24 protein-coding genes are annotated in these 26,532 nt (G+C 71.4%); 11 read left to right on the top strand and 13 right to left on the bottom strand.

The annotated features are described in order from the left end of the window. Nucleotides 1–10 precede the first annotated feature (10 nt). Nucleotides 11–751, top strand: a complete 741-nt coding sequence (locus tag HNQ07_RS18370) for a class I SAM-dependent methyltransferase (protein WP_184114512.1) — start codon at nt 11–13, stop codon at nt 749–751. Next, nucleotides 748–1,440 carry a hypothetical protein gene (locus tag HNQ07_RS18365; protein ID WP_184114510.1) on the top strand — a complete coding sequence of 231 codons (693 nt, stop codon included), beginning with the start codon at nt 748–750 and terminating at the stop codon, nt 1,438–1,440. Before HNQ07_RS18370 ends, HNQ07_RS18365 begins: the two co-directional genes overlap by 4 nt. A gap of 67 nt (nt 1,441–1,507) precedes the next feature. Here the strand turns inward: HNQ07_RS18365 and HNQ07_RS18360 are convergent, their stop codons facing one another. The 3 genes from HNQ07_RS18360 to glcF all read right to left on the bottom strand — a co-directional run bounded on the left by HNQ07_RS18360 (nt 1,508) and on the right by glcF (nt 5,069). After that, nucleotides 1,508–2,167 (bottom strand): FAD-binding oxidoreductase, encoded by a 660-nt coding sequence (locus tag HNQ07_RS18360; RefSeq protein WP_184114508.1) that lies wholly within the window; start codon nt 2,165–2,167, stop codon nt 1,508–1,510. Nucleotides 2,168–2,236: 69 nt separating this feature from the next. Continuing rightward, nucleotides 2,237–3,676 carry an FAD-binding oxidoreductase gene (locus HNQ07_RS18355; protein ID WP_184114506.1) on the bottom strand — a complete coding sequence of 480 codons (1,440 nt, stop codon included), beginning with the start codon at nt 3,674–3,676 and terminating at the stop codon, nt 2,237–2,239. Between the two features lie 115 nt (nt 3,677–3,791). Next, entirely contained in the window at nt 3,792–5,069 is a 1,278-nt protein-coding gene (gene glcF, locus HNQ07_RS18350; RefSeq protein WP_184114504.1) for a glycolate oxidase subunit GlcF, read from the bottom strand. Nucleotides 5,070–5,146: 77 nt separating this feature from the next. On the opposite strand from glcF, the gene HNQ07_RS18345 reads away from it, so the two are divergent. Together HNQ07_RS18345 and HNQ07_RS18340 are read left to right on the top strand one after the other, a co-directional pair. Further along, nucleotides 5,147–5,962, top strand: coding sequence for a class I SAM-dependent methyltransferase (locus HNQ07_RS18345; RefSeq protein ID WP_184114502.1), 816 nt, complete (start codon nt 5,147–5,149; stop codon nt 5,960–5,962). A 64-nt stretch (nt 5,963–6,026) separates the two neighbouring features. Beyond that, the gene (locus tag HNQ07_RS18340; RefSeq protein ID WP_184114500.1) at nt 6,027–7,079 is read left to right on the top strand and encodes an LLM class flavin-dependent oxidoreductase; all 1,053 of its coding nucleotides are present in this window, start codon (nt 6,027–6,029) and stop codon (nt 7,077–7,079) included. Between the two features lie 13 nt (nt 7,080–7,092). On the opposite strand, the gene HNQ07_RS18335 is transcribed toward HNQ07_RS18340, so the two are convergent. Then, nucleotides 7,093–7,662, bottom strand: coding sequence for a hypothetical protein (locus HNQ07_RS18335; RefSeq protein ID WP_184114498.1), 570 nt, complete (start codon nt 7,660–7,662; stop codon nt 7,093–7,095). Between the two features lie 51 nt (nt 7,663–7,713). Next, nucleotides 7,714–8,880: an MFS transporter gene (locus HNQ07_RS18330; protein ID WP_184114496.1), complete on the bottom strand. Its 1,167-nt coding sequence runs from the start codon at nt 8,878–8,880 to the stop codon at nt 7,714–7,716. A 156-nt stretch (nt 8,881–9,036) separates the two neighbouring features. Here HNQ07_RS18330 and HNQ07_RS18325 point away from each other — a divergent pair, with 156 nt between their 5' ends. After that, nucleotides 9,037–9,486, top strand: a complete 450-nt coding sequence (locus HNQ07_RS18325; RefSeq protein ID WP_184114494.1) for a hypothetical protein — start codon at nt 9,037–9,039, stop codon at nt 9,484–9,486. Here HNQ07_RS18325 and HNQ07_RS18320 read toward each other — a convergent pair. From HNQ07_RS18320 to trpC, 6 genes are all read right to left on the bottom strand, one after another. After that, on the bottom strand, nt 9,477–10,007 hold the full coding sequence (locus tag HNQ07_RS18320) for an isoprenylcysteine carboxyl methyltransferase family protein (protein ID WP_184114492.1): 531 nt from the start codon (nt 10,005–10,007) through the stop codon (nt 9,477–9,479). The two genes, HNQ07_RS18325 and HNQ07_RS18320, sit on opposite strands and share 10 nt — an antisense overlap. Next, on the bottom strand, nt 10,004–10,948 hold the full coding sequence (meaB, locus tag HNQ07_RS18315) for a methylmalonyl Co-A mutase-associated GTPase MeaB (RefSeq protein ID WP_184114490.1): 945 nt from the start codon (nt 10,946–10,948) through the stop codon (nt 10,004–10,006). Before meaB ends, HNQ07_RS18320 begins: the two co-directional genes overlap by 4 nt. Next, nucleotides 10,945–11,658: a histidine phosphatase family protein gene (locus HNQ07_RS18310; RefSeq protein WP_184114488.1), complete on the bottom strand. Its 714-nt coding sequence runs from the start codon at nt 11,656–11,658 to the stop codon at nt 10,945–10,947. Before HNQ07_RS18310 ends, meaB begins: the two co-directional genes overlap by 4 nt. After that, a complete protein-coding gene (gene purM, locus HNQ07_RS18305; RefSeq protein ID WP_184114486.1) occupies nt 11,655–12,710 on the bottom strand; it encodes a phosphoribosylformylglycinamidine cyclo-ligase in 1,056 nt (351 codons plus the stop codon). Before purM ends, HNQ07_RS18310 begins: the two co-directional genes overlap by 4 nt. 52 nt (nt 12,711–12,762) lie before the next feature. Next, on the bottom strand, nt 12,763–13,473 hold the full coding sequence (locus HNQ07_RS18300) for a TVP38/TMEM64 family protein (protein WP_184114484.1): 711 nt from the start codon (nt 13,471–13,473) through the stop codon (nt 12,763–12,765). Between the two features lie 81 nt (nt 13,474–13,554). After that, nucleotides 13,555–14,346 (bottom strand): indole-3-glycerol phosphate synthase TrpC, encoded by a 792-nt coding sequence (gene trpC / locus HNQ07_RS18295; RefSeq protein ID WP_184114482.1) that lies wholly within the window; start codon nt 14,344–14,346, stop codon nt 13,555–13,557. 62 nt (nt 14,347–14,408) lie between these two features. On the opposite strand from trpC, the gene hpt reads away from it, so the two are divergent. Next, entirely contained in the window at nt 14,409–14,936 is a 528-nt protein-coding gene (gene hpt / locus HNQ07_RS18290) for a hypoxanthine phosphoribosyltransferase (RefSeq protein WP_184114480.1), read from the top strand. Between the two features lie 30 nt (nt 14,937–14,966). Here the strand turns inward: hpt and HNQ07_RS18285 are convergent, their stop codons facing one another. After that, a complete protein-coding gene (locus tag HNQ07_RS18285) occupies nt 14,967–16,061 on the bottom strand; it encodes an acyltransferase family protein (RefSeq protein ID WP_184114478.1) in 1,095 nt (364 codons plus the stop codon). A gap of 123 nt (nt 16,062–16,184) precedes the next feature. On the opposite strand from HNQ07_RS18285, the gene arsB reads away from it, so the two are divergent. From arsB to HNQ07_RS18270, 3 genes are all read left to right on the top strand, one after another. After that, nucleotides 16,185–17,462, top strand: a complete 1,278-nt coding sequence (arsB, locus tag HNQ07_RS18280) for an arsenical efflux pump membrane protein ArsB (RefSeq protein WP_184114476.1) — start codon at nt 16,185–16,187, stop codon at nt 17,460–17,462. Nucleotides 17,463–17,629: 167 nt separating this feature from the next. Beyond that, on the top strand, nt 17,630–20,110 hold the full coding sequence (gene leuS / locus HNQ07_RS18275; RefSeq protein WP_184114474.1) for a leucine--tRNA ligase: 2,481 nt from the start codon (nt 17,630–17,632) through the stop codon (nt 20,108–20,110). A 51-nt stretch (nt 20,111–20,161) separates the two neighbouring features. Continuing rightward, entirely contained in the window at nt 20,162–20,749 is a 588-nt protein-coding gene (locus tag HNQ07_RS18270; RefSeq protein ID WP_184114465.1) for a hypothetical protein, read from the top strand. Between the two features lie 4 nt (nt 20,750–20,753). Here the strand turns inward: HNQ07_RS18270 and HNQ07_RS18265 are convergent, their stop codons facing one another. Continuing rightward, nucleotides 20,754–22,253: an amidohydrolase gene (locus tag HNQ07_RS18265; RefSeq protein WP_184114463.1), complete on the bottom strand. Its 1,500-nt coding sequence runs from the start codon at nt 22,251–22,253 to the stop codon at nt 20,754–20,756. Nucleotides 22,254–22,356: 103 nt separating this feature from the next. On the opposite strand from HNQ07_RS18265, the gene HNQ07_RS18260 reads away from it, so the two are divergent. Beyond that, the gene (locus HNQ07_RS18260; RefSeq protein ID WP_184114461.1) at nt 22,357–23,391 is read left to right on the top strand and encodes an AfsR/SARP family transcriptional regulator; all 1,035 of its coding nucleotides are present in this window, start codon (nt 22,357–22,359) and stop codon (nt 23,389–23,391) included. A gap of 380 nt (nt 23,392–23,771) precedes the next feature. Beyond that, complete coding sequence (alaS, locus tag HNQ07_RS18255; RefSeq protein WP_184114459.1) at nt 23,772–26,444, top strand: alanine--tRNA ligase; 2,673 nt, start codon at nt 23,772–23,774, stop codon at nt 26,442–26,444. The last annotated feature ends 88 nt before the right edge of the window (nt 26,445–26,532 follow it).

Below are 26,532 nucleotides of genomic sequence, written 5' to 3'. Positions count from 1 at the left end.
GATCGGCAGCGTGGACTACGACGCCTTCGCCGACCTGTACGACCACCAGTACGACCTGTACCGCGACGACCTGCACTTCTACGCCGGGCTGGGCGAGCGGGCGGCGGGGCCGGTGCTGGAAATCGGCGCCGGCACCGGCCGCGTCACGGCGTACCTCACGCGGCGCGGGGTGAACGTGACCGGGCTGGAACCCAGCCGCCGCATGATCGAACGCGGTGAGGAGCGCGCCGAGAAGGAGCACCTGAACGTGGCCTTCGTGCAGGGCGACGCCCGCACCTTCCGGCTGGACACGACGTTTGCCCTCGCCATCGCGCCGTTCAACGCCCTGATGCACCTGTACACACCGAACGAGCAGCTCCAGGCGCTGGAAAACATCCACGCGCACCTCCGGACCGGGGCACCCTTCGCCTTCGACCTGTACGTGCCGCGCTTCGGGAAGGCGAACACCCTGCGCCACGAGGGCGAGACCTTCCACACGCCGGACGGCAGCCGCACCGACGTCTTCCTGGTGCAACGGCACGACAAGGTACGGCAGCACATCACCACCGAGTACCACGTGGACACCACGGCCCAGGACGGCACCCTGAAGCGCCGCCACTACACCCTGACCCAGCGCTACTACACCCGCTACGAGGTCGAGTGGCTGCTGCGCTACGCGGGTTTCGAGTCGCCGCGCGTGACCGGCTCGTTTCAGGGCGGCCCGCTGGAGCGGGGCAGCGACGTGATGGTGTTCCAGACGCGGGCGCTGTGAAGGAGCGGGATATTGGCAGTCAGGGCGCGGCGACCGTCTCCACACCGCTGGGAGAACTTGTGCTCAGGGCGAGCATCCATCCTGCCACCACCCCTCTGGATGAATTCCAACCAGTTCCCGGAACCACGTTCATCCGCACGACGTTTGAGGTTGCTGGCGCAAGGGGCGAGTTGCTGCTGGGTACGCTTGATCCAGGTCTACTACCTGGACAGACCGTAGATCAATGCTGGGGGGTGATCTGGACGGTTCAGGCGGACTTTGATCTGCCTCAGCGTCAGGTGCTGGAGTTTACTTGCTCGTTGGGAGAAGAACCCTTCTGGACAGAGACAGGGTGGGGTTCCGGACAGTCCGTCATTTATCGATCCTGGGAGCACGAATTGACTCAGCTTGTGCTCGGAACGATTGATCCTGAATGCGGACTCTCATTTTACGCGGAGCAGCAAGGTTTTCGTTTGCCTCTACGGCGGTTTGCCGAACATCCAGCATTTTTTGAGTTCGACTGCATTGAGTCCTCCGCTTCCGGGTTGACTGTCCGGTATCCCGCCCTGCGAGTTGGTGAAGTGTGCCAGGCGCAATTCGTGGCTGCGTGGAAAGATCGCCGTGACCTGAACGATCAGGATGCTGTCCTGGCTGTCGATCTCGCGCCGATTCAGATCTTTCGAGCTGCCTCAGGCAAAACTATTCAATAAACGCTCCGGAATATAAAAGGAGACCAAGACGCGCCATGTCGCTATTGCGACTCGCTTCCGACCACCTCTATAGACTCGCCGCCAGGGTGCCGAACAAGGCGGGCATGGCGGGCGCCCCTCCCCCGTTGACCCAGCCGAAGCGCCCGTCGCGCAGCGGCCCTCCATCGCCCACGCCGAGGCCGTCCGGGAACAGGGAGCGGAGGTCGGCGTGGGCGGATTCCTCGCGCGCGCCGGGAAGGGCCGAGAGGGCCTGCTCGACCTCGCGGGCATGGCCGAAGTGCAGGAGGTGGACCGTGCCCGCGTGCTCCCACGCGAAGCGGGCGGAGGGGGTGGGCACGTCGGCCAGCGTGCCAGGCGCGGTCACGTGCCGCCACGTCACGCCGGGCCGCAGCCGCAGCGTGACCTCCAGCGCGTCACCCAGCGCGCCGAAACTGCCCACGAAGGGCCGCGTCAGGTCGTAGCCCTGCACGTTCTTCACGGTGCGTCCGCCCGCCCGCACGACCCGCCCGGACGGCGCGCGGAACGTCACGCCCAGCACCTCCGCCCCGAAGAAGAAGGTCTGCCCGAAGCCGCCCCGCGCGACCAGCCCGCCCACGCCGCCCGGCAGTTCGACGGGTGGGAACGGCGGATACAGCCCGGCCGGCAGCGCCGAGTAGACCTCCAGCAGCCCGGTTTCGCCGCTGACCGTGACGGTCTGGTCGCCGGGCGAGAGATCGAGGATGGTCATGACGTGCCTCTGGCACGGAGGATGGGGGATGGAGGATGGAGGATGGACACCCGCACTTTGCATCCTCCGTCATCCATGCTCCATCCCCTCCCCGTCCGGCAGGATCTTGCCGGGGTTCAGTGCGCCGGCCGGATCGAGGGCACGTTTGACGTCGCGCAGTGCGCCCAGCGTGACGGGATCGACGGCATCGCGCATGAAGTCGCGTTTCATGGTGCCGATGCCGTGCTCGCCGCTGAGCACGCCGCCGTGCCGGATGGCGACCAGCGCGATCTTGTGGGCCAGCTCGTGCACAGCCTCGGCGGATTCGCGGCGCGGATCGAAGAGGATGTTCGGGTGCAGGTTCCCGTCCCCGATGTGCCCGAACTGCACCAGCGTGAGGCCCGAGGCGTCGCCCAGGGCGCGGATCTCACGCACGACCTCCGGCAGGGCGCTGCGCGGCACCACGATGTCCTCGTTCATGCGCTGCGGCCGGATGCGGCCCAGCGCCGGGGACACGCTGCGCCGCGCCTGCCACAGCGCGGCGGCCTCGGCGTCGCCATGCGCGCGTCGCACCTGACCGCCCGCCGCGAGGCACGCCCGCTCGACGAGGTCGCGCTCCTCCTCGACGGTCTCCAGATCGTCGCCGTCGGTGTCGACCAGCAGCAGGGCACCCGCGTCGCGCGGGAGGCCCAGGTGCAGGTAGTCCTCGATGGCGTTGGTGCACGCCTGATCCATGAATTCCAGCTTGCTGGGCACCGCGCCCGCCGCGATCGCGCTGCTCACGGCCTCGGCCGCCTGCCCGACCTCCGGGAAGTGGGCCATCAGGGTGCGCGTGTAGGGCGCGGGCGTGCTCAGGCGCAGGGTGGCGTCCGTGATCAGGCCCAGCGTGCCCTCCGAGCCGATCAGCAGCCCGGCGAGGTCGTAGGCGTCCCGCGTGAGCGTGTGCACGCCCCCGTCCGCGTCCACGAACTCCAGCGCCTTCACGTAGTCGCCGGTCACACCGTACTTGAAACACATCGGACCGCCCGCGTTCTCGCCCAGGTTCCCGCCGATGGTGCTGGTGCGGAAACTGGCCGGGTCCGGCGGGTACACCAGCCCGAAGGGCCTGGCCGCCTCCGAGACCTTCAGGGTGATGACGCCCGGCTGCGCCCGCGCCTCACGCCGCGCGGCGTCGATCTCCAGCCGGGTCATGCGCGTGAACGAGACGACCACCGCCTCGACCATCGGGGCCGCGCCGCCCGACAGCCCGCTGGCCGCGCCGCGCCCGACGATGGGAACGCCCGCCGCCCGCGCCGCCCTGACCACCGCGACCACGTCCGCCGTGCTCTCCGGCAACACCACGCACAGCGGCGTGACGCCGAACTGGATGGCGTCGTAGCGGTAGTTCAGCCGCTCCGAGACGCTGGAGAGGACCTTGCGCGGCCCCAGCGCCCGCGTCAGCCCGGCCGCCAGCGCGTTCGAGGCGTGCCCGCCGGACACCGGCCCACGTACCGGCGAGGTCGTGGTGAGCGCCTGCTTCTCGGGCATCATGGGGCGCCTCCAGCGATGAGGATGGGTGATGGGTGATGGAGGGAGGATGGGTGATAGAGGATGGAAAAGCAATTGCCTCTCTCGTCCATCCTCCGTCCTCTATGCTCCATCCTCCTCACAGTTCCCCCCGGTACGCCAGATCCAGCACTTCGATGGTGTGCATGACCGGCACGGCGCTGCGCTGCCGCCGCACATGGCTCTGGATCTGGGTGTGGCAGCCGATGTTGCCGCTGGCGATCACGTCGGGCGTGGTCGAAAGGATGTTCTTCGCCTTGCGCTGGCCGAGCTGGGTGGCGAGTTCCGGCTGTTCGAGGTTGTAGGTGCCGGCGCTGCCGCAGCACAGGTCGCCCTCCGGCACTTCCAGCACGGTCACGCCGGGAATGGCGCGCAGCAGGGCGCGCGGCGCGGCCTTCACACCCTGCGCGTGGGCGAGGTGGCACGCGTCGTGATACGCGACGTTCAGGGGCCTGGACGTGGGCACCATCGGCTCCAGGGTGCCGTCCAGGAGCAGCCCGTTCAGGTACTCGCTGATGTCCATGACCTTCGCGGCGAAGGCGTGGGCGCGGGCCTCGTCGGGTTCGCCCCGGAGCACCATCGGGTATTCCTTCAGGCCCGCGCCGCAGCCGGCCGCGTTGGAGAGGATCGCGTCGTAGTCGTCCGGGTCGAAGGCCTCCAGGTTCGCGCGCACCAGCTTCAGGGCCTCGCCACGCGCGCCGGTGTGCAGCGCCGCCGCGCCGCAGCAGCCCTGGCCGTCCGGCACCACGACCTCGATGCCGTTGCGGGCGAGCACCCGCAGGGTCGCGGCATTGAAGTTCGGTGTGAGCGCCTGCTGCGCGCAGCCGACCAGAAACGCCACCCGGCCGCGCCGCTGGCCGCGCGCGGGCGTGAGGGCCGGGCTGGGCTGCATGGCGGGCACGTGCTCGGGCAGCAGGTCCAGCGGGCTCCGCAGCATGTCGGGCAGGACGGGCGCGAGCGGCTTGGCGTACTGGCCCACGCGGGCCGCCACGCTGAACAGCTTCGGGGCGGGAAGGGCTTTCAGGATCGCGTAGCGCTTGGCGCGGTCGAGGGGGCTGCGGTTCCGGCGCGGCTCGCTCCAGCCGCGGAAGGCCGTGATCAGTTCGCCGTACGGCACGCCGCTGGGGCACGCGGTCACGCAGCCCATACAGCCGAGGCAGCGGTCAAGATGCGGCGCGGCGTCCATCAGCGGCAGGCCGCCCTCCAGCACCTCCTTCATCAGGATGATGCGGCCGCGCGGGCTGTCCATCTCATCGCCCAGCAGCGCGTAGGTGGGGCACGCGGGCAGGCAGAAGCCGCAGTGCACGCAGGCGTCCACCGCGTGTGCCATCACCTGGCCCTGCCCGCCGGGCACGTGCGCGGGAATGTCGTTGTTCAAGGGCGGCGCTCCATACGGCACAGGATAGGCGCGGCCACGCGGGACGAATGGGCACGTGGACCATGTGGACTAGGGGTGTGAGGAACATCGATCTGCCCGCCCGCACGGCCCGGTACAGTGGCCGCATGGCTGGCGACCACCTGCATTTCGACCGGGTCGCCGCGCTGTATCACGCGGCGCGTCCCGCCTACCCGGCCGCCCTGTACGACCAGCTGGAGGCCTGGGGTGCCCTGCGGCCCGGTATGACGGTGCTGGAACTGGGGCCGGGCACCGGGCAGGCGACGCGCGACCTGCTCGCGCGCGGCGTGGCCAGCATCGACGCCGTGGAGCTGGGAGATACGATGGCCGCCTACCTGCGCCGGACGCTGCCCGACCCACGCCTGACGGTCATCGTCGGGAATGCACATGATGTGCGGCTGCCCGACCACCGCTACGACCTCGCGGTCGCGGCCACGTCGTTCCACTGGCTCGACCCGGCCGTGATGGTCCCGAAGCTCGCCCGCGCGACCCGGGCCGGCGCAGCGCTGGCCGTGTGGTGGACGCTGTTCGGTGACCCGGCGCACAGCACGCCCTTCCGCACCGGCCTGCGCCGCATCGAGGAGGCGCACGGCCTGGTCTCGGACAGGGGCGTGGCTCCCCTCCAGCTCCACGACCGAACGGCCGATCTCCAGATCGGTGGGTTCTTCGGCGACGTCCAGCACGCGCTGTTCCGCTGGTCGGTCGAGTTGGACGCGGCGCAGGCCACCGCCCTGTTCGGGACATTTCCCACGTGGGCCGCGGCGGGCACAGCCGTGCGTGAGGTGGGCGAGCTTGTGCAGCACCTGGGCGGCTCGGTCACCGATCACTTCATGACGGCGCTGTACGGCGCGTGGCGCGGCGGCCGGGCGCAGTGAGGCACCGCCCGCTTCGTGACCCAACCCAGCGTCTGTGCCCGGTTTCCGGAGCACACTCCGCTGCATGAGCCCTTCTTCTCCCCTGCCGCTGTCCGTTCTCGATCTGGTGCCGGTGCCGCTGGGGATGGACGCGGCGGGGGGCGTGCGCGAGGCGCTGCGGCTGGCGCAGGAGGCCGAGGCGCTGGGCTACGCGCGCTACTGGGTCGCGGAGCACCACAACATGGGCGCGCTGGCGTCGAGCGTGCCGCTGGCGATCCTGGCGGCGGCGTCGCAGGTCACGTCGAGCATCCGCCTGGGCTCGGGCGGCGTGATGCTCCCGAACCACGCGCCGCTGTCGGTCGCGGAGGGCTACCGGCTGCTCGGCGCCCTCGCACCGGGCCGGGTGGACCTGGGGCTGGGCCGCGCGCCGGGTACGGACGGCCGCACCGCGCGGGCGCTGCGCGGTCAGGGCATGCTGATGGACGAGCCCTTCGAGCACCAGCTCGCGGACCTGATCGCGTACGGCACCGGCGACTTCCCGGCCGGTCATCCGTTCGCGGGCACCGTGGCGGCGCCGGCGGGCGAGGAGCTGTTTCCGCCGCTGTGGATTCTCAGCAGCAGCGGGCACGGCGCGCGGGTGGCGGCGCAGGTGGGCGCGGGGCTGGCCTTCGCGTGGCACATCAACCCGGACACGGCGCTGGCCCGGCACGCGGCGGACGTGTACCGCGCCGCCTTCGAGCCGTCCGCGGCGTTCCCGGCACCACGCGTGATCGTGGCGGCCAGCGTGGTGACGGCGTCCACGGCCGCCGAGGCCGAGGAGCAGAGCCTCCCGCTGGGCCTGATGTTCCTGCGCCTGACGCGCGGCGAGCGTGCGCCCTTCCCCACCGTGGAGGAAGCGAAGGCGTACCCGTACACGCCGCAGGAGCGCGCCGTGGCGGACGGCATGCGGCGCCGCGCGGTCATCGGCGATCCGGACACGGTGGCCGGAAAGCTGCTGGCCCTGGCGCAGGCCACGGCGGCCGACGAGCTGATCCTGAGCGTGAACGTGCCCGATCCCGCCCGGCGCCGTCAGGCCCTGGCGCTGATCATGGACGCGGTGCGCCGCGCCGAGGGCCGCGAGGTCGTCGCGGCGGACTGAGCGCGCCGCCCGGTCACGCGGGCGGCGGGTCGCGCGGGGTGGCGTCGTGGCCCGGCTCCGGGCTGTCCATCATGATGCTGAAGGTCACCAGATCCCACGCGTTGCGCACGCCCATCAGCAGCAGCAGGATCAGGGTCAGCGCGGCGGTGGTCAGGGCCGCGCGCGACTGCCCGGTGAAGGCCAGGGCGCCCGCCGCGATCAGCAGGCCGCTGCTGAGCAGCGGGGCCACGGCGTACCACATCCAGTCCGGCCCGTCCCAGCGTCGGCGCTTCGGGGGCGGCAGGGCGCGCTGCACGGCCAGCATGTAGATCACGCCGCCCGCACCCGAGCCGACCAGCACGGTCCCGAACCAGAAGCGCGTCAGGCTGGGCATCAGCAGCGTGGCGCTCAGGATCAGCGTGAGCAGCAGGGCCAGCAGCGCCGGATCGAGGTGAGCGCGCAGCAGCGGCATGCGCGTGCGCCGCGTCAGGCGCTCACCGACCGTCACGGCGATGAACATCAGACCGGCCAGCGTGGCCCCGGCGGTGCCGAGCAGCAGATAGAAGGTTTCCCACTCGCGGAGCAGGGCATGGAATTCGCGCACGTCGCCTCCCGGCCCTGACGGTAGCGGTTTTCGCGGCGCCGGGCGGACGGTTTACCGGAACGCGGTTCTGGCCGGCTCGGGGAGCCGCGTGGCGATCACGGCGCTGGGCACCAGCAGGGCGAGCGCGCACAGCGCGGCCACGGTGGGCGTGGTGGCGTCGGCCAGGGCGCCCACCACGAACACCAGCAGGCCCGCGAAGCCCCACGAGAAGCCCATCATGATGCTGCTGGCGACCGCGACGTGCTGCGGCGCGTACTCCTGCGCGGTGACGACCCCGACGGGAATGCTGGCGTTCACGGCCGCGCCCACCATGAACGTGAGCGGGTAGAACCACCAGTTTGCGGGACTGCTCAGGATCAGCGCGGCGAAGAACGGCAGGGTGCTGAGGATCGCGCCGCGCAGCACCGGCGTGCGCCCGTAGCGGTCGCTGAGGCGGCCCCCGACGATGCCGCCGATGGCGCTGGACACGGCGAACACCGCGAGGGTGATGGCGACCTCACGGGCGCCGTAGCCCCGGCCGAGCAGGATGAATGGCAGCATGGCGTTGTAACCCATGCTGGCGAGCGAGCGCAGCACGGCCATGGCCCACAGCCACACCAGCGGGCCGCGGAAGATGCCGACGTACTCGGCCACGGACACGCGCCGGGCCTGCTGGGTGCCGCTGGGCGTGACCGCGAAGGTCAGCGCGGCGACGATGACGCCGATCAGCGCGAACCACGGCAGGTGCGTGAGGCCGACGCTGGCGAACACCGGGCCGAGCGCCATGCCGCCGGTGCCGCCCGCGCTGAACACGCTGGCCCACAGCCCGCGTTTGTCCGGCGGGCTGGACTGCGCCACATACGCCGCGCCGGCCGGGTGAAAGAAGCCGCTGCCGAAACCCGCCACGGCCACCAGCAGCACCAGCGCGCCGAACCACGGCACGAAGCCCATCAGCGTCAGGCCCACGCCGGTCATGAGCGGCCCCAGCGCGGCGGCATACCGGCGGTCGAGCCGCTCGCCGAGGATGCCCAGCAGCGGCTGGAGCACCGAACTGGTCAGGCTGAACACGCTGGCGAGCAGGGTGACGGCGGCGATGCTGACCCCGTAGCGGCTTTGCAGTGCGGGCGTCAGGGGAGTGAGCATCGCGCCGTACGCGTCGTTGATGAAGTGCCCGGCGGTCACGGCCACGGCGATGGTCGTGGCGTGGCGGGCGGCGGTGACGGTCGCGGTGGCCTGCATGTCCCGCACGCTACTGCGCGGGCGCGGCGGCCCGCCAGCCGGCGACCACGCCGCCGGGGGATGGTGTCTGGACGGGCGGGACTCCGCTAACATGACGCCATGGCGTCGTCATTCCGTTCCGTGGTCTCGTCCCTGTTGCCCAGCGAGGAGCGGTTGATGTCCCGGTTGCACAACCTGAGCGAGAAAGACGTCCAGAGCGTCGTGGACGAGTTCGTGGTGGGCCTGCCCGAATTCGACGCGGTGATCGGCCTGCCCGGCGCCGAGGCGCTGGCGCGGGCGCTCGCGGCGCTGCGCGGCACGCCCGCCGTGCTGGTGCACCGCGATCCGGAGTCCGGGTGGTGGACCTTCGGCGCCGAACCCGCCGAGCGCACCCAGCAGGCGGTGATCGTCACCGAACACTTCACGGACGGCCTGCCGGAACTGGAGGTCGTGGTGCACGCCTCCAAGCTGGGCTACCTGGTGCAGTGGGTGGCGTGCGCGGTCGAGCGGACGAACGAGCCGGGCCGCTCGCGCCTGGAGTTGCAGGGCCTGCATATCCTGCCCGCGGTGCAGCTGGCCGACACGCCACGCGGCCTGGTGATGGAGCGGCGCTTTCCTCAGCCCTGAGCGGGCGGGTCGCCTCCATACGCGGCCAGCGCGCGCTCCTCGGCAGGAATGCGGATCAGGAGCAGCAGCGCGGCGTTCAGCAACGTGAAGGCCAGGGCGCTGCGCCACGCGCCCACGGCCAGGGGCGCGGTGGCGAGTTCCAGCGCCACGACCGCGTAGTTCGGGTGCTTGAGGTACCGGAACGGCCCGCCCGTGACGCGCGTGCCGCCCGGCACGATCAGGATGCGGGTGTTCCAGTAGCGGCCCAGCGTGCGGATCACCCAGTAGCGCAGCGGCTGCGCCAGCACGAACAGCAGCAGGGCGGGCACGTTCACACTCCCGCGTGAGCGCCGGCCCTCTATATAGGTGCTGAGCATCCACGCGGGGTGCAGCACGAAGAACAGCGGGTAGTGCTCGCGGCCGGATTCGACCGCACCGTGCGCGCGCGCCCAGCGTTCGTTGGCGCGGGCGACGCGCAGTTCCAGCACGCGCTGCGCGGTCAGGAAGCCCAGCAGCCACGGCGCGAGGGTGCGGGCCGTCACGCGCGCCCCAGGAGTTCGTCGGCGGCCGCCTCGGCGTCCAGGTCGCCGGCGGCCACGCGGGCGTACAGGTCATGGCTGACCTCGCGCGAACGCTTCAGCAGGCGCTCCTGGACCAGCGAGCGCACCTCGAACTCCGCGCGGGCCTCGCGGCGGCGGCGCAGGCCGGCCTCACCCAGCCACGCGCGGTGCGCCTCGATGGCGGCGATCACGGCGTCCACGCCCTCTTCCCTCTCGGCGACGGTCTTGCGGACGGGGGCCAGCCAGCTGTGCGCGTCGTGCGCGCCCAGGCCCTGCGCGGCCAGGAGTTCGCGCACGGTGCGGTCGGCTCCCGGCAGGTCGGACTTGTTCACAGCGATCACGTCGGCGATCTCCATGATCCCGGCCTTGAAGGCCTGCACGCCGTCCCCGCCGGCCGGCGTCAGCACCAGCAGGGTGTGGTCGCACGCGGCGGCCACGTCCACCTCGGACTGCCCGACCCCGACCGTCTCGAGGATCACCCAGTCGAAGCCCGCGGCGACCGGCCCGGCGCCCTCCAGCAGCGCCAGCACCTGCATGGTGCGCGCCGACAGGCCGCCCAGCGCGCCGCGGCTGGCGAGCGAGCGCACGAACACGCCGGCGTCCGCGTGGTGCCGCAGCATGCGGATCCGGTCGCCCAGGATCGCCCCGCCCGAGTACGGACTGCTGGGGTCCACCGCCAGCACCGCCACCCGCTGCCCGCGCGCCCGCAGCGCCGCGATCAGGGCGGCCACCAGCGTGCTCTTGCCGCTGCCGGGGCTGCCGGTCACGCCCAGCACGACCGCGTGCCCGGCGCGGGCACGGGCGGCGCGCAGCACGGGCCGCGCGCCCGGCAGGCCCGCCTCGGCCAGGGTGACGGCGCGGGCCAGGGCGCGGCGGTCGCCGGCGCGGTAGCGGCCCTCCAGGTCGGCCGGAGCAGCGGTCACGGCGACTGGCCGAGCACGTCGTCCGCCTCGGTCGCCTCGATCAGGTTCTCCAGGTGCGCGTCGTCGTTGAAGCCCAGCAGCGTGCCGCTGTCGTGGCCGAGCAGCACGCGCGTGATGGAGGTGTTCGTGACGCTCAGGCGCGACCACGCGTTGGCCGGCACGCCCCCCAGCGCCAGGCCCACCGCCACCCGCACCACGCCGCCGTGCGTGAACACCAGCACCCGCTGCCCCGGATGCCGGGCGCGCAGCGCGTGGAAGGCCGCGCCGCAGCGGCCGTACAGGTCCTCCATGCTCTCACCGCCGGGGCGCCGCGTGGCCCACGGATCGGCGCGCAGGGCCTCCAGATACGCGGCGTGCCGGGCGCGGATATCCGCGATCACCAGCCCCGAGAGCTGCCCGACGTCGATCTCGCGCAGGCCCGGATCGAGCTGCACCGGCGGGTTTCCCTCCAGGCGCTCCGCCACCGCCTGGGCCGTCTGCGACGCGCGCCTGAGATCGCTGGAGTACACGGCCGCGAACCGCTGCCCGGTCAGGCGCTCGGCCAGCGTGGCCGCCTGCAGGATGCCGATGTGGCTCAGCGGCACGTCCGCCTGCCCCTGGTACCGGCCGTCGGCGTTCCACGTGCTCTCGCCGTGCCGGATCACCCAGAACTCCGTGGCGCTGGCGCGGTCCGGAGGCGTGAAGCCGGTCGGGGCGAGCCGCTGGCTCAAGGCTGGCCGCCGAAGGTCACGCCCGAGCCGGGCACCATCTGGCCGATCACCCACGGGCGTTCGCCGGCCGCGCCCAGGGCGCTCAGGGCCGTGTCCCGCTGCGCGGCGGGCACGATGAACAGGAAGCCCACGCCCATGTTCAGCGCGCGGAAGGCCTCGGAGCGCTCGACGTGTGCGCGCTCCACGATCAGCTCGAACACGGGCGGCACCGTCCACGACGTGGTGTCGATGTGCATGCCCACACCCGCCGGGAACACCCGCGGCGGATTGTCCACCAGCCCGCCGCCAGTGATGTGCGCCATGCCGCGCACGTCCACCCCGGCGCTCTGGAGGGCGTCGTAGGCGGCCACATATGCGCGGTGCGGTACGGGCAGCACGTCCGCCAGGGTGCGGCCGTCCAGATCGGCCCTGACTTCATTCCAGTCCAGGCCGTCCAGCGCCAGGCGTGCCAGCGAGAAGCCGTTGGTGTGCAGGCCCGAGCTGGGCAGCGCGATCACCGCGTCGCCGGGCTCGATGCGCGAGCCGTCGATCAGCGCCGGGCGGTCCACCACACCCACGATGGTGCCCACGATGTCGAGTTCCCCCTCGACGTACACGCCGGGCATCTCGGCCGTCTCGCCGCCCAGCAGGGCCACGCCCAGCGCCTCGCAGGCCCGGGCGGCCCCGGTCACGACCTCGGCCACGACCTCCGGGCGGAGTGTGCCCATCGCCACGTAATCCAGGAAGAACAGCGGCCGCGCGCCCTGCACCAGGATGTCGTTCACGCAGTGGTTCACGATGTCGGCGCCCAGCCCACCGTGCTTGCCGACCTTCACGGCGACCTTGGTCTTGGTGCCCACGCCGTCCGTGCTGGCGACCAGCACCGGGTCCACCATGTCCCCGAAAGCCGCGCGGAACAGTCCGCCGAAGCCGCCCAGGCCCCCCAGCACGGCAGGGGTGTGCGTGCGGGCCACCGCGCCCTTCATCAGTTCCACAGCGCGGTGCCCAGCCTCGATGCTGACGCCCGCGCGTTCATACGCCGACGCCGCAGCGCCCCTGTTGCTGTCCGTCATGACCCTCCCAGCGGTCCGCCGCCCGGCCAAGCCGGACGGGGTTCCCCGCAGTTTACCCGACCGGCGGCCGCGTGCGCCGGGCCGCGCGGCGGGCCAGCAGCCAGCGCGTCAGGGCCGCCCCGCCCACCACGGCCGACAGCACCACCAGTCCCACGAGCAGGCGGTGCGTGTTGCCGCTGAGCCACACGACCAGCGCCGTGACCGGCAGCGCGCCCGCGGCCGTGGCCAGCATGAACGGCCGAAAGCCCATCCGCGCCGCGCCCGCCACCAGGTTCATCACGTCCGAGGACAGCACCGGCATCAGGCGGATCATCAGGACGCCCTGGATGCCGTAACGCTCCGCAAAGGCCTGGGCCTTGCGTTGCCCCTTCTCGCCTGCCAGCAACCGCACCAGCGTGTCGCCCACGCCGCGTCCCAGCGCGTATCCGGCCGCCGCGCCCAGCAGCGTGCCCGCGTACACGATGAAAAAGCCCTCGACCGGCCCGTACGCGCGCGCCGTCACGGCGATCAGGAACACGGCGGGCAGCACCGGCAGCACCGCCTGGATCATGAACGCGGCCACCAGCGCGAGCGGTCCGGCCCATCCCAGCGAGTCCACGAAGGCGTGCGTGACCGCCGGATCGGTCGAGCGCAGCGCCGCATATCCGCGCGCCAGGAAGTCCCGCACGTCCGGCACCATCGCCACACCCAGCAGCAGCAGCAGCGCCACAGCGAGGATCACCCAGCGCAGGTGGCGGGGCGGAGAGGGCACGGCGGTGGTCATCCCTCCCAGTGTAGGCAGTCGCGTCTGAACGAACGCCCACACAAAGTTGAGGGTCGCCGGGGGTGTGACCTCACCCGGTCATCAGGTTGGGGCCATCAGGTCACGCGCCGCCCGCGTCAGGTCGCCGCTGCCCGCCAGGCTGGTGCCGACCAGCACGGCGTCGGCCAGCTCGCGCACGGTGTCCAGGTCGGCGGGGGTCCGGTAGCCGCTCTCCGCCACCAGCACGCCCGCGAAACCCGCGTCTCGCGCCCGGCGGATCAGACGCGGACTGACGTTCAGGTCGATGTGCAGCGTGGTGAGGTCGCGGTTGTTCACGCCGATGATCCGCGCGCCGCACTCCAGGGCGATGTCCAGTTCGCGCTCGCTGTGCACCTCCACCAGGGCGTCCAGACCCAGGGTGTGCGCGGTCTCCAGGTACGCGCCGGTCGCGTCGTGCAGCACGCTGACCATCAGCAGCGCCGCCGACGCGCCCCACTCGGCCGCCTCGCGCAGCATGGCGGGGTGCACCACGAAATCCTTGCGCAGCACCGGCACGTCTACCGCGGCGACCACGTCCAGCAGCGCCTGCGCGTTGCCGTCGAAGTGGCGGGGCTCGGTCAGGCACGAGATGGCCGCCGCGCCGCCCACCTCGTACGCCCGCGCGGCCTGCGCCGGGTCGAGGAGCGCGATGGCGCCCTGGCTGGGGCTCGCACGCTTGACCTCCGCGATCAGCGCGAGGCCCGGCCCGGCCAGCGCCGCCTCGAAGCGCCGGGCCGCCGGGCGCGCCGGCCCCACGTCCGCGCTGACGTCCGCATAGTCGGCGGCCCGCTCCGCCACGATGCGGCCGAGCACACCGGGGACGCTCTCCAGGTTCAGCTTCGGCAGGCCCGTCATGCGCCGGAGTATACGGGCGGCGCCGGCCAGCGCGTGGGGCCGCATGTTAGCCTGAGACCCCTATGAGCCTCACGCCCGGCACCGGCCCCGTCCAGATCACCCAGGAGCAGCTCCAGGCCCGTATCCACGAGCTCGCCGCGAAGATCCGCGACGACTACCACGGCCGCGAACCTCACCTGATCTGCGTGCTGAACGGCGCGTTCATGTTCCACGCGGACCTCGTCCGGGCGCTGGGCGTGCCGTGCACCATCGACTTCCTGCAGGCCAGCTCCTACGGCAACGCCAAGCAGTCGAGCGGCGAGGTCCGGCTCGTCAAGGACCTGCAGTTCCCGCTGTCGGGCCGCCACGTGATCCTGGTCGAGGACATCGTGGACACCGGCATCACCATGAATTACCTGCTCCAGTACCTGGAGGGACGCGGCCCGGCCAGCCTGAAGGTCGCCGCGCTGCTGAGCAAGCCCAGCCGCCGCAAGGTCGAGGTGCCCGTCGAGTACCTGGGCTTTACCATCCCCGACGCCTTCGTGTACGGCTACGGCCTGGACCGCGCGCAGTACGACCGCAACCTGCCGTTTATCACCAGCCAGGAATGACCCCCGCGCCGTGACGCGCGGGGCCGGGGCTCAGCTGGCCACCGCCGGCTGCACACGCCGTGATCCGACACGGCGGATCAGGCGCCGGCCCGGTTCCTCGACGACGTGGTACATCAGCATGGCGACGACCGCGACCGGCACCAGGTAGACCAGCGTGCCGACGACCGAGCCCACCACGCTGCCCATGAAGCGCTCCGGCGGCAGCACCTCGCCCACGACCTGCTTGACGATCAGGTGGGTCATGTACAGCGAGTAGCTCACGCGGCCCCAGTACAGCGCCGGACGGGTCGTGAGCGCGCCGCGGTCATGCCACGCCAGCCCCAGGATCAGGGTCGGCATCAGCAGCGCGAACCAAGGCAGCGTCGCCGTGGCCGCCGAGGTGACGTACAGGCCCACGATGATCAGCAGGGCGTTCACCGGCACCAGCACCGACCAGGCCCACGTGCGGCCGACGCCGTGCCGGTACAGCCAGTACATCATCGCGCCCGCCAGGAAGCACCCGATGATCCGCAGCAGGCCACGGTGATCGAAAGGGCTCACCGCCGACAGGCCGCCGTACTGGAACAGCATGATGGTCACGACCAGCGCGACGGCGGCGATCAGCACCGCGCTCCACATGGTCCGGACCCGCCAGAACAACAGGGCCGTGAGCGGGAACGTCAGGTAAGCGAACCACTCGGCGCTGACGGACCACGCGACGAAATTCCACGTCGCGTAGGCATGGTCACCCCACGCCTGCACCAGGAACACGCTGGCGAGCAGGCCGGACAGCGTGTACATGTCACCGGTTCTGAGGTTCAGGTGGAGCAGATGACCGGCCGCAACGATGACCGCCAGCCCGGCCAGACACATCAGATGTACCGGATACAGACGCGCCAAGCGGGCATTCAGGAAGCGCTTGTACTCGGGCACCGTGGGCACACGGAACTTGTCCACGTAGGTGTAGGTCAGGATGAACCCCGACAGCGTGAAGAACAGCTCCACCCCAAGCCGGCCGCCAGCGGCGACGGGCTCGATCACGGTCAGGGGCGGCCACAGCTTCACGAGAAACTCGTAATAGTGGTGCAGGACCACCCACAGAGCCGCGATCGCCCGGATGCCAGTCAGTGCCCGGATTTCGGTCATAGACCACTGTAGGGTGATGCGCCACGCACGCGCGGCTCATCTGTGGTTGACAACCGCGATTTCGAGCGGGCTTGGATAGGTGGCAGTGGAGCCGCCCCCACCCTGCCCGCTAGGGTGCGGGCGATGCTCGCGATCCTGCTCGTGCTGTTGACCGTCGCCGTGGTGATCTGGCGGCCCCTTGGGATCGGCCCGGCGCGGGCGGCCACGCTGGGCGCGCTGGCAGCCCTGGCGACCGGCGTGGTGCACCTGGGCGACCTACCCACCCTGTGGCATGCCACGTGGAACGCCACCCTGAGCCTGGTGGGCCTGATCGTGCTGAGCCTGCTGCTCGACGCGGCGGGCCTGTTCCGCTGGGCAGCCCTGCACGTGGCGCGCTGGGGCGGCGGGAGCGGCCGGCGGCTGCTGGCGCTGCTGGTGGTGTTCAGCGCGGTGGTCGCGGCCCTCTTCGCCAACGACGGCGGGGTGCTGATCCTCACGCCCATCGTGCTGGAACTCGCCGCGCTGCTGGAGCTGAACCGGGCCGCGACCCTGACGGTCGCCCTGGCGGTGGGCTTCGTGGTGGACGCCGCGAGCCTGCCCCTGACCGTCAGCAACCTGACCAACATCATCGCCGCCGACGCGTTCCGGCTGGGCTTCGGCCCCTACGCGGGCGTGATGCTGCCGGTGGACGCCGCGGTGGTGCTCGCGTGCCTGGGCACCCTGCTGCTGGTGTACGGCCGGACGCTGCCCCGCCGCTACGACCTCACGGCCCTGCCGGACCCCGCCAGCGCCGTGAAGTCCTGGGGCGTGTTCCGTACCGGGTGGCTGGTCACGCCGCTGCTGCTGGCGGGCGCGTTCCTGGCCGAGGGCCACGGCGTGCCCCTGAGCGCCGTGGTCGGCACCTGCGCCGTGATCGTGTGGATCGTCGCCGCGCGCAGCGGGAACGTGGGAAGCCGGGCGGTGCTGCGCAGCGCGCCGTGGAACGTCGTGGCGTTCAGCCTCGCCATGTACACGGTCGTGTACGGCCTGCGCGGCGCAGGCGTGACCGGCGCGTACGGCGCGTGGCTGGCGGGCTGGGCGGCACACGGCACGCTGCCGGCCGTCCTCGCGTCGGGCCTGAGTGTGGCCGGGCTCAGCGCCGGCCTGAACAACCTGCCGGCCCTGCTGACCGCCATCCTGGGCATCCAGGGCAGCGGCGTGAGCGGACACGCGCAGCAGGCCCTGGTGTACGGCGCGGTCGTCGGCGCAGACATCGGGCCGAAGCTCACGCCCATCGGGAGCCTCGCCACGCTGCTGTGGCTGCACGTGCTGAAGGGACGCGGCCTGAGCGTGTCCTGGGGCGAGTACCTGCGCGCCGGCCTGGTGCTCACGCCGCCCGTGCTGCTGGTCGGCCTGATCGCCCTGTGGCTGCGGCTGGGGTGATGGTCCGGACGGCGGATGCAGGCCCGGCGATCATGGGCTAAACTGGAGCCATGATCCGCTCTGCGCTTCGCACCTGGGGACGACTCGAGTAGCCACAGGCTGCGTTCGAGCGTCCCCGGCCCCGTGCCGGGGCGTTTTTTTGACCTCACGGTTCCAAGGAGTTCCCCATGACCCACACCAACGAAGCGAGTCCCATTAGCATTCCCGAGCCGCGTATGGAGCGGTACAACCCGCACGCCATCGAGCAGAAGTGGCAGGACGCGTGGGCGCAGGCCGGGCTGTACACCTTCGACGAGAACGCGCCGGGCGAGAAGTTCTACGCGCTGACCATGTTCCCGTACCCGTCGGGCAACCTGCACATCGGGCACTGGTACGCGAACGTGGCGCCGGACGCGCGGGCGCGCTGGCTGCGGATGCGCGGCTACAACGTGCTGTTCCCGATGGGCTTCGACGCCTTCGGGCTGCCGGCCGAGAACGCGGCGATCAAGAACGGCGTCGATCCCGCGGGGTGGACATACGCGAACATCGAGTACATGGTCGGGCAGTTCCAGCGCATGGGCACCATGATCGACTGGAGCCGCCGCTTTGCCACCAGCGACCCCGAGTACTACCGCTGGAACCAGTGGTTCTTCATTCAGTTCTACAAGCGCGGCCTGGCGTACAAGAAAGACGGCCCGGTGAACTGGTGCCCCAAAGACCAGACGGTGCTGGCGAACGAGCAGGTCGTGAACGGCCGCTGCGAGCGCTGCGGCACCGCGGTCGAGCGGCGCAACCTGAGCCAGTGGTACATGAAGATCACGGACTACGCCGACGAGCTGCTGGACTTCGCGGACACCGACATGCCCGAGAAGGTGCGGCTCATGCAGACCAACTGGATCGGCAAGTCGGTGGGCGCCGAGGTGACCTTCGACACGCCGGCGGGGGAAGAGACCGTGTTCACGACCCGCCCGGACACCCTGATGGGCGCGACCTTCATGGTGCTGGCCCCCGAGCACGCCAAGGTGGCGGCCCTGACCACGGGCGAGCAGCGGGCCGAGGTCGAGGCGTACGTGGCCGCCGCCGGGCGCAAGACGGACGTCGAGCGCCAGCAGGAGGGCGAGAAGACCGGCGTGTTCACCGGGTCGTACGCCACGCACCCGATCACCGGGCACCAGCTGCCGATCTGGGTGGCCGACTACGTGCTGGTCACGTACGGCACCGGCTCGATCATGGCGGTGCCGGCACACGACGAGCGTGACTTCGCGTTCGCCCGGCGCTTCGGCCTGGACATCCGCGAGGTGATCCGCCCCGACGGTGCCGAGCCGATGGCGGCGGACGCGGCCGAGGCCTACACCGGCGAGGGACGCATCGTGAACTCCGGCGAGTTCGACGGCCTGAGCGGCGGCAAGGCGAGCATCGCCGGCATCGTCGCGCGGCTGGAGGAGCGCGGTATCGCGCGCGCGAAGACCACCTACCGCCTGCGCGACTGGCTGTTCGCCCGGCAGCGCTACTGGGGCACGCCCATTCCCTTCGTGTACTGCCCGGAGCATGGCGCGCAGCCGGTGCCCGAGGACCAGCTGCCCGTGCGGCTGCCGGACAACGTGGCCTTCACCCCGGGCGGCCAGAGCCCACTGAAGCTGGACACGGCGTGGCTGAGCACCACCTGCCCCGTGTGCGGCGGCCCGGCCGAGCGCGACACCGACACCATGGACACCTTCGTGGACTCCAGCTGGTACATGTACCGCTTCCTGTCCCCGCACGACGACACCGCGCCCTTCGATCCCGCCAAGGACGGCATGATGCCGGTGGGCCTGTACACCGGCGGCATCGAGCACGCGATCCTGCACCTGCTGTACTCGCGCTTCTGGATCAAGGTGATGCGCGACATGGGTCTGACCGCGCACAGCGAACCCTTCGCGCGGCTGCGCAACCAGGGCATGATCCTGGGCGAGGACGGCGAGAAGATGAGCAAGTCGCGCGGCAACGTCGTCGATCCGGACGACTTGGTGCGCGAGTACGGCGCCGACACCGTGCGCACCTACCTGATGTTCATCGCGCCGTGGGAACTGGGCGGCCCGTGGGACCCGCAGGGTATCAACGGCCCCGCCAAGTGGCTGAGCCGCGTGTGGAACCTGTACTTCGAGACCGGAAGCAGCGGCCCCGCCGAGACCGTGACCGAGGCCGAGTTGCGCTACGCGGTGCACAGCACCCTGAAGAAGGTCGGCGCAGACTTCGAGCGCCTGAGCTTCAACACCATCGTCGCCGCGCTGATGGAACTGACGAACACGCTGGTGAAGGCCAAACGCGCGCCGGTGTTCGGCACGCCCGCATGGGACGAGGCGCTGGACATCTTCGGCCGCATGCTGGCGCCACTGGTGCCGCACATCGCGGAGGAGATCTGGACGCAGCGCGGGCAGCCGGGCAGCGTGCACACGCAGTCGTGGCCCGCCGTGGACGAGGCAGCCGCCACGCGCGACACCATCACCATCGGCGTGCAGGTGAGCGGCAAGGTGCGCGGACAGGTCACCATCTCCAGGGCGGCCACCCAGGACGAGGCGATGGCGGCGGCCCGCGCGAACCCGGACGTGGCCCGCTTCGTGGAGGGCAAGGACACCGTCAAGGAAGTGTATGTGCCGGGCCGGATCATCAACATCGTCGTGAAGGGCTGAGCGCGGTTCAAGTCATAGGCCCCGGAGCACGACGCTCCGGGGCCTCTCTCCGTGCAGTACCGTTCGGAGGTGCGGGGCCTGCGGACAACTGCCGGGCTGGGTCTGACCGTGCTGGCGGCCGCGGCGCTGGGCTGGAGCGGCGCCCAGGCGGTGTCGCCCGGCCCGCCGGACGCCTGCGCGGCCACCCGGACCGCGCTGGCCGCGCGACTGCCCCTCGCCACGCCGAACGAGGAGCCGTTCGTGCGGATTCAGGAGCGGGTGCTGGCGCTGGGCTGCACGGATCTGGCCGCGTTCGACGATCCCGCGTGGTTTACGCGGACGGTGCCGCTGTTCATCGGGGGGTTTCTGGCGCAGGGCGGGGGGTGGCCGGTCGTGGCCGCCGGCTGCGCGGGGCCGCTCATGGGGCCGCTGACCTGCGGCGTGGCGATGGTGGACGAGCACATCCGCGGCGACCTGCTGGCGGCGCTGCGGGTGGCCGGCTGCGGCACGGATCACGACTGGGCGCGGGTGGGCACCGTGATCGAGCGGGCGGCGGCCGAGGAGGGGCCGGTGTGGGCGTGGGGCGCGGCCGTGCTGGTGCCGGTGCGGCGCCTGGAGGTGAGGCTGCGCTGCCTGCGGGGCGAGTGGAGCGCGCCGTGAACACCTAGAACACCAGCGCCCGCGCGTTCCCGCCCAACTTGTCCCACAGCGTGAAGGCCGCGCGCGCGCCAGGCCGGATGACGCCCTCGTCGTGCCAGCCGGCGGCTATGGCGGGGCCACGGGTGTACGCGCGCAGCACGTCGAGGTCGGTCATGGCCTCGCCGGGCGCGAGACGCTCGCCAGCATCGTCCACGCGGGTCACGGCGGCGGCGAAGGTCGCGCGGACATCCGGCGGCGCCACCGGCGCGTCGCTGCCGAAGGCGAGCACCGCCCCGGCGTCCCGCAGCGCCCGGAAGGCGTAGCTGCTGGCCTCCACATGCGGCAGCAGGCTGCGGATCATCGGGCCGTCGGCCTGGAGGTGGATGGGCTGCACGCTGGCAGTCAGACCCCGGAAGCGCGGGACATCCTGTGGGCGCAGGTGCTGGGCGTGCTCGATCCGCAGGCGCACGCCCCGCGCGTCCGCGTCGGCGCGGAGCTGGTCGTAGGCGTCCAGCACCTCGGTGTTCGCCCGGTCGCCGATGGCGTGCGTGACGGGCGTCAGGCCCAGCGCGATCGCCTCGCGGCCGCGCTCCACGATCAGCTCCGGCGGGTCGAGGGCGATGCCGGTGCCGGAGCCGTCCGCGAAGCCCGGCGCGTGCAGCCACGCGGTGCGGCTGCCCAGGGCGCCGTCCGCGAAGAACTTGACGCCGCCCCACTGGAACCGCCCGCCCGCGCTGCCCGCCAGCCCCAGGTCGCGCGCGTGCTCCAGCCGCTGGTGCGGCAGGCACGCCCAGATCCGCAGCGGCAGCTCGCCCCGCGCCGCGAGAGTCTGCAGGGCGCGCGGCGCCCCGATCTCCTCGTAGGCCATGGTGTGGGCGCTGACGAAGCCGCGCGCCGCGAGGTCGTCGGCGCCGGCCCTGGCGTGGGCCAGCCACTCGGCGTCGCTGGGGTCCGGCAGGCAGGCGGCCACCAGGTCCGACGCGCCCTCCAGCAGGCAGCCCAGCGGGCGCACGATCTTGCCGCCCTCCGGGTCCGGTGTGGTGTCGGTGATGCCGGCGGCGCGCAGGGCCGCAGAGTTCACCCACGTCATGTGGTGGTCGCGGGAATACAGCAGCACCGGGTGGTGCGGGCTCACGTCGTCCAGCAGCGTGGCGGGCGGGTACCCGGTCAGGCCGAGTTCGGACAGCAGGAAGCCGCCCCCGCGGATCCACGTGCCGGCGGGCGTGGTCGCGGCGCGCTGGGCCACCCTCGCCTGCACCTCGGCCACGCTGCGCGCTCCGGCGAGATTCACTTCACCCAGCGACGCTCCGTACATGACGAGGTGGATGTGCGCGTCGCACAGGCCCGGTGTGAGCAGCAGGTCGCGGTGGTCGAGCACCTCAGCGCGCGGCACTACGGCGCGCAGCTCGTCGGCGCTGCCCACCGCCAGGACGCGGCCGGCGCCGACCAGCACGGCCTGCGCCTCGGGCTGCGCGTCGTCCAGGGTGAGGGTACGGGCGTGGATGACGGTCAGGAGGGCGGTCATGGCCACAGGGTAGGGCACGCCGCGCGGCCGGACACGTCGCAGACGGCGTGGGTTGCCCACACGGGCGTCCTCACCTGGGCCGCGATCCTGTTAGACTTTCCTCATGCCCCGCATACTGGTCGTGGATGACGACGCCGCCATCCTGAAGCTCGTGAGCGTGATCCTCTCACGCGCCGGGCACGAGGTCCGCACCAGCAGCCACCCCGTCGAGGCCCTTGACCTCCTGAAGGTCTTCACGCCGGACCTGGTGATCAGCGATGTGGTCATGCCGTACATGACCGGCCTGGAATTTCTGGAGAAGATCCGCGAGAACCAGCAGCTTGCCAGCGTACCGTTCATGCTGCTGTCCAGCCACGCCGAGCGGGGCGACGTGCGGCGCGGCATGAACCTCGGCGCCGACGACTACCTGCCCAAGCCGTTTACCCCCGCCGACCTGACCACCGCCGTGGACGCCCGGCTGCGGCGCGCGGGTCTGACGCTCCAGGGCGAGAGCGGCATGCAGGCCAAGGGCCTGGGCACCGCGCAGGTCGTGTGGCAGGGCGCGCCGGTGTCGTGGGTGAGCCGCAAGGCGCTGGAACTGTTCTTCTACCTGCTGGAGCACAAGGAAGTCACGTCCTGGGAAGCCGCTGAAGCCCTGTGGCCTGAGAAGGACGAGGCGCGCGCCAGTTCGCTGTTCCACACCACCCTGCACCGCCTGCGCCGGTCCCTGAGCAACGACGCGGTGGTCAGCGCCAACCGCCGCTACGCCCTGAACGGCGACCTGAACCCCGAGTACGACGTGCAGCGCTTTGAACTCCTGACCGCGCAGGCCGAGGCCGGCACGCTGGGCCTGGAGGAGATGCGCGAACTGATCGGCCAGTACGGCAACTTCCTGCCCGGCGCGGACTCGCCGTGGGTGGACGACGTGCGCGCCCGCCTGGAGCAGAAGCAGTTCAGCCTGCTCGGCATCGCCGCGAAGGCCGCGACCACGGCCGGCAAGGCCAAGGACGCCGCCCAGTTCCACCAGCGCGCCCTGGCCATCGACCCCATGAGCGAACCCGACTGGCAGGGCCTGGCCCGCGCCCTGGCCTCCATCGGCGACCCCCGCGCCCGCCTGGCCGCCCAGCGCGAAGCGTGGTGGGCCGTGGACATGGACTGAAACGCGCAGAGCGCGCTGAAGGTCTGGTAGCCAAACACGGTGATGGCCCTCCGCCTGTCCGGGTGAGAGGGCTATCGCGTTGTAACCGAAGTCCCTGCCGTAAAGCCGAGGCCCGAGCCACCAACTGAAGCGTCCCACATTGCGACTGACCAAAAGCCATCGTGCGCGAAGCGCGCGGGCGGTGACGGCGACAATCCCCGGAGCGGGGACGCGGCCCCACGACAACGAGACCCCGTGTTAGGCCAGCTCGAGCGGCATGGCGACCACCTGCCCAGCGCAGCGCTGCTCCCCCCGCCCCTCCGGGGGTGGGGCCGCGCCGCAGGCACCCACCTTCCCGCCCACCATCCCCGCCTTCCCCACCCCGCGCTAGACTGTTCTTTATGACTGGCCCGCTGTCCACCGCCGACATCCGCGAGAAATACCTGCACTTCTTCGAGAGCAAGGGGCACCTGCGTCTGCCCAGCTACAGCACCGTCGCGCCGGACCCCACCACGCTCTTTACCGTGGCAGGCATGCAGCCCTTCAAAGAGCAGTTCATGGGCGCCCCGGCCGTGTTCGACGGCGTGGCGAGCAAGCGCGTGACCACCGCGCAGAAGTGCCTGCGGATCGGGGACATCGAGAACGTGGGGCGCACGCTGCGGCACTGCTCGCTGCTGGAGATGCTGGGCAACTTCAGCTTCGGCGACTACTTCAAGCGCGAGGCGCTGACGTGGGCGTGGGAGTTCCTGACCAGCCCCGAGTGGATGGGCCTGGACAAGGAGCGCCTGTACGCGACCATCTATCAGGACGACGAGGAGGCCTTCACCATCTGGACGCAGGAGAACGGCCTGCCGCCGGAACGCATCCTGCGCTTCGGGGCTGACGAGAACTTCTGGCCGGCGGACGCGCCGAAGGAAGGCCCGAACGGTCCGTGCGGTCCGTGCAGCGAGATCTTCTACGACCGGGGGCCGAAGTACGGTGACGACACCTGGGCCGAGTACGCCGATACGCGCGAGAGCGCCCGCTTTCTGGAGATCTGGAACTGCGTGTTCCCGCAGTTCGACCGTCAGGAACCCCTGCCGGACGGCACGCCGGTACTGAAGGATCTGCCGTTCAAGAACATCGACACCGGCATGGGCCTGGAGCGGATTGCCACCGTCGTGCAGGACGTGTACGACTTCTACTCGAACGACGTGTTCGCGCCCATCGTGGCGAAGGTCGCCGAGTTGAGCGGCCAGCCCTACGAGGGGCCGCAGAGCGTGTCACACCGTGTGGTGGCCGAGCACCTCCGCAGCGTGAGCATGGTGGTGGCGGACGGCAGCCAGCCGGGCAACACCGGGCGCGGGTACGTGGTGCGCAAGATCCTGCGCCGTGCATGCCGCCACGCGTACCTGCTGGGCCTGCGCGAGCCGAGCCTGTACAAGCTCGTGCCCATCGTGGTCGAGCGCATGGGCGACGCGTACCCGGAACTCAAGGACAACCGCGCGAAGATCGAGGCGACGGTAAAGGCCGAGGAGGAGCGCTTCCTGAAGACGCTCGAGGGCGGCATCCAGCGGCTGGGCGGGTTGCTGTCGGGCCTGGAGAAGGGTTCGGTCCTGTCCGGCAACGACGCCTTCGTGCTGTACGACACCTACGGCTTCCCGGTCGATCTGACCAAGGAGATCGCCGAGGAATACGGCATCACGGTGGACGAGGCCGGGTACGCGGAGAGCCTGGAAAACGCGCAGAACGTGGCGCGGGCGGGCAGCAAATACGGCAAGTCCGAGCTGTTCGGCGGGAATCTGGAAGCGCTGGACGGCCTCTCCCCCACCGAGTTCGTCGGCTACGACCACCTTCAGGCGGACGGTGAGGTCGTGGCGCTGGTCGGCGCGGGCGAACGCCTGAGCCACCTGCCCGCTGGGTCGGAGGCGACCGTGGTGCTGTCCCGCACGCCCTTCTACGCCGAGGGCGGCGGCGAGGTCGGCGACACCGGGCGCCTGGAGTGGGACGGCGGCAGCGCCGTGGTGCGCGACACCCGCAAGACGCCCCAGGGCGTGTTCCTGCACGACGTGGAGGTCGAGTCCGGCGAGCTGCGCGACGGCACGGCGGTGCGCGGCGTGGTGTCCGGCGAGCGGCAGGCCATCCAGCGGCACCACACGGCCACGCACCTGCTGCACGCGGCCCTGCGGGCGGTGCTGGGCAGCGGCGTGGCGCAGAAGGGCTCGCTGGTCGCCGCCGACCGGCTGCGCTTTGACTTCTCGCACGGGGCGGCCCTGAGCGCCGACGAGATCGCGGCGGTGGAAACCCTGGTGAGCCGCTGGGTGAGCGCGAACTTCCCGGTGTCGTGGCAGGAGATGCCCATTGCCCAGGCCAAGGCGGCCGGCGCGACCGCGCTGTTCGGCGAGAAGTACGGCGAGACCGTGCGCGTGGTCAGCGTGGGCGGCAGCGTGGACTACGGCGGGCAGACCGTGAGCAGCATGGAACTGTGCGGCGGCGCACACGTGACCCGCACCGGCGACATCGGCGCCTTCGTGCTGCTGGGCGATGAGAACGTGGCCGCCGGGGTCCGCCGCGTCGAGGCGCTGGCCGGTGAGGCCGCGACCGCCTGGGTGCGCGAGCGCCTGAACGCCGCCGCGAAGACGGCCGCGCTGCTGAACACCAGCCCGGACGCCCTTGAGGCCCGCGTGAGCGGTCTGCAGGCGCAACTCCGGGCGGCCGAGAAGGAGACCGCGGGCGTGCGCCGTCAGCTTGCCGAGGCGCAGATGGGCGGCGGCGGCAGCGCGGCCCAGACCCGTGAGTTGGGCGGCTTCCGCGTCGCCACGCTGAAACTCGCGGGCATCGAGGGCAACGACCTGCGCGCCGCCGCCGACAAGCTCCTCGACCAGAGCGGTGCGGACGTGATCGTGGTCGCCGGAGACAAGGGACTGGTCGTGAAAGCCAGCAAGGACGCCGTCACGCGCGGCGCGCACGCAGGGCAGCTCGTGGGCAAGCTCGCGGCGGCGGGCGGCGGCAAGGGCGGCGGGCGGCCCGACATGGCCCAGGCCGGCATCACGGACGCGGACGCGGCGCTGGGAGCACTCGACACGGCGTTCTGAACAGGCGACTGGCGGAGGCGTCCTGGGTGACCGGGGCGCCTCCACCGCGTTCCGCTCGCAGCCCGCACGCACCGTCCAGCCAGACCGG

The organism is Deinococcus metalli, from assembly GCF_014201805.1.
Taxonomy (GTDB): Bacteria; Deinococcota; Deinococci; order Deinococcales; family Deinococcaceae; genus Deinococcus; species Deinococcus metalli.
Note: the sequence above shows the minus strand (reverse complement) of the source record. Positions and strands in the feature narration are given on the sequence as shown.

Coding starts and splice junctions, on each gene's coding strand:
- purM (WP_184114486.1), bottom strand. CDS start 12,710: ATGACGGACAGCAACAGGGGCGCTGCGGCGTCGGCGTATGAACGCGCG.
- HNQ07_RS18285 (WP_184114478.1), bottom strand. CDS start 16,061: ATGACCGAAATCCGGGCACTGACTGGCATCCGGGCGATCGCGGCTCTG.
- HNQ07_RS18330 (WP_184114496.1), bottom strand. CDS start 8,880: ATGCAGGCCACCGCGACCGTCACCGCCGCCCGCCACGCCACGACCATC.
- HNQ07_RS18355 (WP_184114506.1), bottom strand. CDS start 3,676: ATGATGCCCGAGAAGCAGGCGCTCACCACGACCTCGCCGGTACGTGGG.
- leuS (WP_184114474.1), top strand. CDS start 17,630: ATGACCCACACCAACGAAGCGAGTCCCATTAGCATTCCCGAGCCGCGT.
- HNQ07_RS18265 (WP_184114463.1), bottom strand. CDS start 22,253: ATGACCGCCCTCCTGACCGTCATCCACGCCCGTACCCTCACCCTGGAC.
- HNQ07_RS18260 (WP_184114461.1), top strand. CDS start 22,357: ATGCCCCGCATACTGGTCGTGGATGACGACGCCGCCATCCTGAAGCTC.
- hpt (WP_184114480.1), top strand. CDS start 14,409: ATGAGCCTCACGCCCGGCACCGGCCCCGTCCAGATCACCCAGGAGCAG.
- HNQ07_RS18360 (WP_184114508.1), bottom strand. CDS start 2,167: ATGACCATCCTCGATCTCTCGCCCGGCGACCAGACCGTCACGGTCAGC.
- trpC (WP_184114482.1), bottom strand. CDS start 14,346: ATGACGGGCCTGCCGAAGCTGAACCTGGAGAGCGTCCCCGGTGTGCTC.
- HNQ07_RS18300 (WP_184114484.1), bottom strand. CDS start 13,473: ATGACCACCGCCGTGCCCTCTCCGCCCCGCCACCTGCGCTGGGTGATC.
- HNQ07_RS18340 (WP_184114500.1), top strand. CDS start 6,027: ATGAGCCCTTCTTCTCCCCTGCCGCTGTCCGTTCTCGATCTGGTGCCG.
- alaS (WP_184114459.1), top strand. CDS start 23,772: ATGACTGGCCCGCTGTCCACCGCCGACATCCGCGAGAAATACCTGCAC.
- HNQ07_RS18325 (WP_184114494.1), top strand. CDS start 9,037: ATGTCCCGGTTGCACAACCTGAGCGAGAAAGACGTCCAGAGCGTCGTG.
- arsB (WP_184114476.1), top strand. CDS start 16,185: ATGCTCGCGATCCTGCTCGTGCTGTTGACCGTCGCCGTGGTGATCTGG.